We start from the raw sequence: 6,593 nt of genomic DNA on the forward strand, positions 1-6,593 counted from the left end.
AATGGCGACGGCCGTGCCGGCAGCGCCGACAGCAGCACCGGCCATTGCGCCCGCGCCGAGTTGCGGCGCACCGGACACGAGGCCCGTGGCAATGCCGGGGCCGAAGATCCCCAGCGCCAGCAGCGTGAGTGAGGCCAGCATGATGACCAGCGCGTGGTCGATGGACGGCTCGGCGGGATGGACTTGGAACTGAGCGAACAAGCCCGAGCCGATCCCCACGATCACGGCCAGCACCAGAACCTTGATGCCGACGGACACGACGTTGCCCAGCACCTTTTCGGCCAGGAACGAGGTCTTGTTCCAGAGCGCGAACGGCACAAGCACGAACCCGGCGAGCGTGGTCAGCTTGAACTCGATCAGCGTGATGAAAAGCTGAATCGCCAGCACGAAGAAGCACAGCACCACGACCAGCCACGCGAGGAACAGCACGACGATGGGATCGAGATTGGCGAACACTTCGGGGAACCCGGCCATGTCGCCGATCTGCTTCAAGATCGGCGCCCCGGCGTCGATGCCGGTTTTCGCCAGCCGGCCCGGCTGCAAGAAGTTCTCCATCGTGATGGCCGAGCCGGTGGCGGTGATGCCCAATCCCGCAAACGAGCGGAACACGATGCTGGCCAGCCAGTTGAAGTTATTGATGATGTAGGCGAAGGCACCGACGTAGAGCACCTTGCGCAGCAGCTTGGCGATCACGTCCTCGCCCTGGCCGGTGGCATGGCTCATGGCCCAATACAGGCCGGCGATCGTCATGTCGATGACGATCAGTGTGGCCGTGAGGAACGCCACTTCGCCGCGCAGCAGTCCGAAACCCGAGTCGATGTAGGCAGAGAAGGTGTTGAGGAACTGGTCGATGATGGTCACGTCATTCATGGCGTGCTCTCCGGTCCCTCGAAGCTGGGCGGGATCGGCGGCAGGTCGGCCAGCGTCTGGTATTCATCCGGCCCGGCCTCGCCGGAGAAGAAGCGCCGCCGGAAGGCTTCGGCGGCGGCGCGGCAAGCGTCCTCGCCCGTGGCCTGCCGGTCGGCTGCGCATTGCGCGCGCAATGCCTTGAGCCGCACGGGATCGGCGGCCAGGGCATCGGCAAGGTTGGTGGCCGGCTGTTCGCTGCAAGCGACCAGCAGCGCCACAAGCAGCGAAACCGACAGGGCGAGGACGTATCGCATGGCGGCCTCCCGTCAGTTGCTGTAGAAGTTCACGGACTGCGGCGTGTACGGTGTGCCATCGCCCAGGAAACGCCGGCGCACCTCGCGGGCGCGCTCCGTGGCTGCCGCCTGCCGCGCCAGCTCCAGCGACGCCGCCCGGTCTTGCGTGATCTGGAGCCGCTGCGACTGGATCGACTGCTTGGCCTGCAAGGCCAGCAACTGGTTCATGGCCTGCATGGCTTGCAGCGCGCCTTCGGCCGACTGGCTCTTGCCCACGAGGTCGGCCAGCACGCTTTCGTCTTCGCCCAGGTTCTGCGACACCTGGGCCTGCATCTGCATGGTGGTCTGCAAGCCGTTGAGCGTGTTCCGCCAACGCTCCTGCGCATCGCGGTACATCTGGTCGCTGCTGATCGTGGCGGCGTACTGCTCGGGATACAGCCGCGCGAACTCACGATCGAGGTTCGTCACGTCGTAGGCCAAGCCGCGGGCCTGGGCGATCAGTCGCTCGGTCGTCGCCAGGTTGGCGCGCAACTGGTTCACCACGCTGGACGGCAGGCTGGCGAGGTTGCGCGCCTGGTTCATCAGCATTTGCGCTTCGTTCTGGAGCTGCTGGATCTGGTTGTTGATCTGCTCCAGCGTGCGGATCGCGGTCAGCGTGTTCTGCACGAGGTTGGTGGGATCGACCACGACCCATTGCGCATGGGCGGTGGCGGTGCAAAGCATGGCCGCGACAGCGGCGGCGATTAGGCGCTTCTTCATGACAGGCTCTCCTGTGGGTGGTCGGTGGTACGGAGGGAACCCGGCGCAAGGCCGGGGAACGAGGGCAGCAGCTCGGCCGCCCAATCGAGGCCGCGATGGCGCAGCCAGGCGCCCGCGAAGCCGGGCATGCCGGCGTCCAGCAGCACGCGGCCAAGAACGTCATCAATGGCGCGCTGGTCTTGCGGCGTGGAAGCGCCCGCAAACGCCAGCGCCGCCGGCCCCAGGTCGAGGTCGAACAGGCGGTTGCCGAGGCGGGATTGGTAGTAGTAGTCGCGCTTGGGTTGCGCGGTGGCGACGATTTCGATCTGCCGCCTGTTGAGGCCGAAGCCCTCGTAGATCGTGCGAATCTGCGGCTCGGTCGCCTGCGGGTTGGCGAGGAAAATGCGGCTCGCACAGCTCTCGATGATCGCGGGTGCGATGCTCGAATCCTTGATGTCGGCGAGGCTCTGCGTGGAGAAGATGACACTGACGTTCTTTTTCCTGAGCGTCTTGAGCCATTGCCGGATACGCGCGGCAAACACCGGGTCATCGAGGAACAGCCACGCTTCATCGAGGATCAGCAGCGTGGGCGCGCCATCAAAGCGTTCATCGAAGCGTGCAAAGAGGTAATGCAGCACGGCCATGACGGCGGCATTGCTGTGCATCAGCTCCTCCATCTCGAAGCACTGCACATCGGCCATGCCGAGCCGGTCATGGTCGGCGTCCAGCAGCTTGCCGTGGGCACCGCCGAGCACATAGGGCGACAGCGCCTGACGCAGCGTGTTCGATTGCAGCAGCACGGAAAGCCCCGTCATCGTGCGCTGCTCCAACGGCGCACCGGCGAGGCTTCCCAGCGCCGACCAGATAGCCGCCTTCTCGTCGGGGCCGACCGCCACGCCCTCATGCAGCAAGCGGCCTTCGATCCATTCGGCCGCCCAGGTGCGGTAGCCTCCGCGGTCGATGCGTGCCAAGGGCTGGAAGGCGATTTCTCCGTCCGTGCCCAGGTCGTAGTGCTCGCCGCCCAACCCGAGAACCGTGGCGCGCATCGAGCGGCCCATGTCGAACGCGAAGATGCGCGAGCCGCGATAGCGGCGGAACTGCATTGCCAGCGTGGCGAGCAAAACCGACTTGCCCATGCCGGTCGGCCCCGCGACCAGCGTGTGGCCCACGTCGCCGATGTGCGTCACCAGCCGGAACGGCGTGGCGCCATCGGTGCGCGTCACGATCAGCGGTGGGCCGTCGAGGTGGTCGTTCTTCTCCGGCCCGGCCCATACCGCCGACAGGGGCATCATGTGCGCCAGATTCAGCGTCGAGACGATGGGCTGACGCACGTTGGCGTAGGCGTTGCCCGGAATGGACGACAGCCACGCATCCACGGCGTTGAGCGTTTCGGGGATGGTGACGAATCCGCGCCCCTGGATGACACGCTCCACCATGCGCAGCTTCTCGTCGGCCACGGCCGGGTCGGCATCGAGCACCGTCACCGTGGCGGTGAGGTAGCCGAAGGCGACTTGATCGCTGCCCAGCTCCTGCAAGGCGGCGTCGGCGTCGGCCGCCTTGTTGCTGGCGTCGGTATCGACCAGCGGGCTTTCTTGCTGGAAGATCGTTTCGCGCAGCAGCGCGATGACGTTCTTGCGCTTGGCGAACCACTGGCGGCGCAGGCGTCCCAACTCCCGTTCCGCCTCGGCTTTGTCCAGGCAGAGAAAGCGCGTGCTCCAGCGGTAGGCAAAGCCGAGGCGGTTGAGGTCATCCAGAATCCCCGGCCAGGTCGAGGTCGGGAAGCCGCGTACCGACACCACGCGCAGGTGCTGGTCGCCCAGCATGGGCGCCAGTCCACCGACCAGTGCGGAATCGGTCAGCAGCGCGTCGATGTGGAACGGCACTTCGGGCACACCCACGCGGTAGCGCCGCGTCGAGATGGTGGCGTGCAGGTAGGTCAGCGTCTGGCTGTCATCGAGCCAGGCGATTTCCGGCATCACGCCGTCGAGCAAATCAAAGACGCGATCCGTCTCCGCCACGAAGGCGGTCAGGCGCTCGCGCCAGTCCACGCCTTCGGTGGGCCGGTTCTCGTACAGCATCCCCGCCGCACGCGCGCGCGATTCCTCGGGCGGCAGGTACACCAGCGTCAGGTGATAGCCGCTCTCGAAATGGTTGCCCGATTCCTCGAACGCTGCGCGGCGTTCCTCGTCCACCAGCCACGAAAGCGGCTCGGGGAACTCCGAGTGCGGATAGTCGGCGGCAGCGCGGCGCTCGGCTTCGATGAACAGCGCCCAGCCCGAACCCAGCCGCCGCAGCGCGTTGTTCAAGCGCGCTGACGTGGCGATGAGCTCGCTTTGCGTGGCGCTGTCGAGGTCAGGCCCGCGAAACTGCGCCGTGCGCTGAAAACTGCCGTCCTTGTTCAAGACAACGCCCGGCGCAACCGATCCAGCCCACGGCAGCCAGTCGGCGAGCAAGGCCGGGCGCTGGCGATATTCGGCGAGGTTCAGCATGGCGGCGTCCCCTCACACGTCCAACAGCGGGCGGTGCTTGATGTGCCGCGCGAACACGACCATGAACTGCGGATCGACGCGTGCGCCCCACACCGCCAGCGAATGGCCGACGATCCAGAGCACGACGCCCGGAATCCACAGTTGCAGCCCCAGCCCGACAGCAGCGGCCAGCGTGCCGTTGGCAATCGCCACGGTGCGCGGCGCACCGCCAAGCAGGATCGGCTCCGTGAGCGACCGATGCAGCGGCACCTCGAAGCCGTCCGCGAAGGTGTCGGGGGCACTCATACGACAGCCCCGCCGGAGAAGCTGAAGAACGACAGGAAGAAGCTCGAAGCTGCGAACGCGATGGACAGACCGAACACGATCTGGATCAGCTTGCGGAAGCCGCCCGACGTATCGCCGAAGGCGAGCGCGAGGCCGGTGGCGATGATGATGATGACCGCGACGATGCGCGCCACCGGCCCCTGGATGGATTCGAGGATGGATTGCAGCGGGCCTTCCCACGGCATCGAGGAACCGGCGGCCTGCGCGGTGCCGGCCAGGAACAGCAGCAGCGCGGCCAGCAGCAGCCCTTGCCCCGCAGGGCGGGCCAGGCAGCGCAGCCGTGCAAGGCGCAAAGCCGGATTTACGGAAACACGGAAAGCAGGAATGGTCATCTGCGTCATGGCAGTTCTCCAGGTTGGTCAGGGGACGAGGAAGTCGCCGCAGCGGGTGCGGCATCGGGGATCGGCGGCAGCTCGGGAAACGGCGTTTCCAGCGCGTCCGCCAGTTGGTAGCCCACGCCGTCGAAGCCGACGACGCGCGCGATGTTCTCGATGCGGCGTTTGCGCCCGCGCCCGGCGATGTGGATCACCACGTTGACCGCCTCGGCGATCAGCGCACGGGGCGGATTCACCGCCACTTCGAGAATCAGTTGCTCCAGGCGCAGCAGCGCGCCGAGCGCGGAGCCGGCATGGATGGTGGCGATGCCGCCGGGGTGGCCCGTGCCCCACACCTTGATGAGATCCAGTGCCTCGGCGCCGCGCACCTCACCCACGACAACGCGATCCGGGCGCAGGCGCATGGACGAGCGCACCAGCTCCGTCATGGACACCACGCCTGCGCGCGTGCGCAGCGGTACGTGGTCGCGGGCTGCGCATTGCAGTTCCACCGTGTCTTCGAGCACCAGCACGCGGTCGCCCGTGGCGGCAATCTCGGCCAGCAGCGCATTGGCCAGGGTCGTCTTGCCGCTGCTGGTGGCACCGGCGATCAAGACGTTCTGCCGCTCCCGCAGGGCGCGAACGAGAAAGCCCGCTTGAACGCTGGTCATCATCCCGTCGATGACGTACCGCTCCAGCGGGATCACACCGATGGCCCGCTTGCGCAATGCGAAGGCCGGCCCCGGCGCAGCCGGCGGCAAGATGCCCTCGAAGCGTTCGCCGGTTTCGGGCAGTTCCGCCGACAGCAGCGGCTGGCCGCGATGCACCTCCGCGCCGACGTGGGCGGCGACCAGGCGGATGATCCGCTCGCCATCGGCCTCGGGCATCTCCACGCCCATCGGCGCGCGGCCCGACGACAGCCGATCCACCCACAGGGTGCGATCGGGGTTGAGCATGATTTCCACCACGTCCGGGTCTTCGAGCGCGGTGGCGATCAGCGGCCCCATCGCCGTGCGCAGCATCTGGATGCGGCGGTCGAGCGACGTGGCGCTCATGGACTGCGGAGCGGCGCTCATGACGCACGCTCCTGCGCTTGCGCGGCTGCCGCCGCGTCCTCCATTCGCATCGGATCGGGGTGCAGTTCCTCCACCACGTCACGCACCAGGCTGCGCCCGCGCAGCAGGTGGCGGCCCAACTGTTCAACGAACTGCTCGAAGCGCGCCTTGCCCTGGGCGCGGGCAGCCTCTTGGTGCGCCTCGGGAACTGGTGTGCTGACCGTGAGGTAGTAGCGAATGAACAGCGCCAGCGTCTCGATCTGGATGTTCTGATCGCGCTCCAGGCGCTCGGCCTGCCGCGACAGGCGATCAAGCCGCTTGGCGATGGCCGCCTCGCGCTGGTCGGCAGCATCGGGCGACAGCCACGATGCGAGCGCCGCCGCAACGATGGATGACTTGGACACGCCTTTCTTGGCGGCCAGCTCATCGAGCCGCTTGGCGTGCTCGGGCTGAATAAAGAGGTTCAGGCGGTAGTGGCTCATAGCTCGATTCCGTCGTTGGGGTCGAGGGAAGCCAGCCGGGCCGTGCGCT

8 protein-coding genes are annotated in these 6,593 nt (G+C 67.0%); all 8 read right to left on the minus strand.

Features of this window, described 5'->3' with window-relative positions; genetic code table 11:
• Positions 1–870, minus strand: an 870-nt coding sequence (gene trbL / locus LO50_RS23255) for a P-type conjugative transfer protein TrbL (protein WP_044316513.1), incomplete at its 3' end; no start/stop codon positions are given.
• On the minus strand, positions 867–1,163 hold the full coding sequence (locus tag LO50_RS23260; RefSeq protein ID WP_044316514.1) for a hypothetical protein: 297 nt from the start codon (positions 1,161–1,163) through the stop codon (positions 867–869). The genes LO50_RS23260 and trbL, both read right to left, overlap by 4 nt.
• A 12-nt stretch (positions 1,164–1,175) precedes the next feature.
• Positions 1,176–1,901: a P-type conjugative transfer protein TrbJ gene (gene trbJ / locus LO50_RS23265; protein ID WP_044316515.1), complete on the minus strand. Its 726-nt coding sequence runs from the start codon at positions 1,899–1,901 to the stop codon at positions 1,176–1,178.
• A complete protein-coding gene (trbE, locus tag LO50_RS23270; RefSeq protein WP_044316516.1) occupies positions 1,898–4,369 on the minus strand; it encodes a conjugal transfer protein TrbE in 2,472 nt (823 codons plus the stop codon). Before trbE ends, trbJ begins: the two co-directional genes overlap by 4 nt.
• 12 nt (positions 4,370–4,381) lie before the next feature.
• Positions 4,382–4,654, minus strand: a complete 273-nt coding sequence (locus tag LO50_RS23275; RefSeq protein ID WP_044316517.1) for a VirB3 family type IV secretion system protein — start codon at positions 4,652–4,654, stop codon at positions 4,382–4,384.
• Positions 4,651–5,034 (minus strand): TrbC/VirB2 family type IV secretion system protein, encoded by a 384-nt coding sequence (locus LO50_RS23280; protein ID WP_044316518.1) that lies wholly within the window; start codon positions 5,032–5,034, stop codon positions 4,651–4,653. Before LO50_RS23280 ends, LO50_RS23275 begins: the two co-directional genes overlap by 4 nt.
• Entirely contained in the window at positions 5,031–6,083 is a 1,053-nt protein-coding gene (trbB, locus tag LO50_RS23285) for a P-type conjugative transfer ATPase TrbB (RefSeq protein WP_044316519.1), read from the minus strand. Before trbB ends, LO50_RS23280 begins: the two co-directional genes overlap by 4 nt.
• Complete coding sequence (locus tag LO50_RS23290) at positions 6,080–6,544, minus strand: ribbon-helix-helix protein, CopG family (RefSeq protein ID WP_044316520.1); 465 nt, start codon at positions 6,542–6,544, stop codon at positions 6,080–6,082. The genes trbB and LO50_RS23290 overlap by 4 nt, the downstream gene beginning before the upstream one ends.
• Positions 6,545–6,593 lie beyond the last annotated feature (49 nt).

The sequence above is a fragment of the Stutzerimonas stutzeri genome (genome assembly GCF_000935215.1).
GTDB lineage: Bacteria > Pseudomonadota > Gammaproteobacteria > Pseudomonadales > Pseudomonadaceae > Stutzerimonas.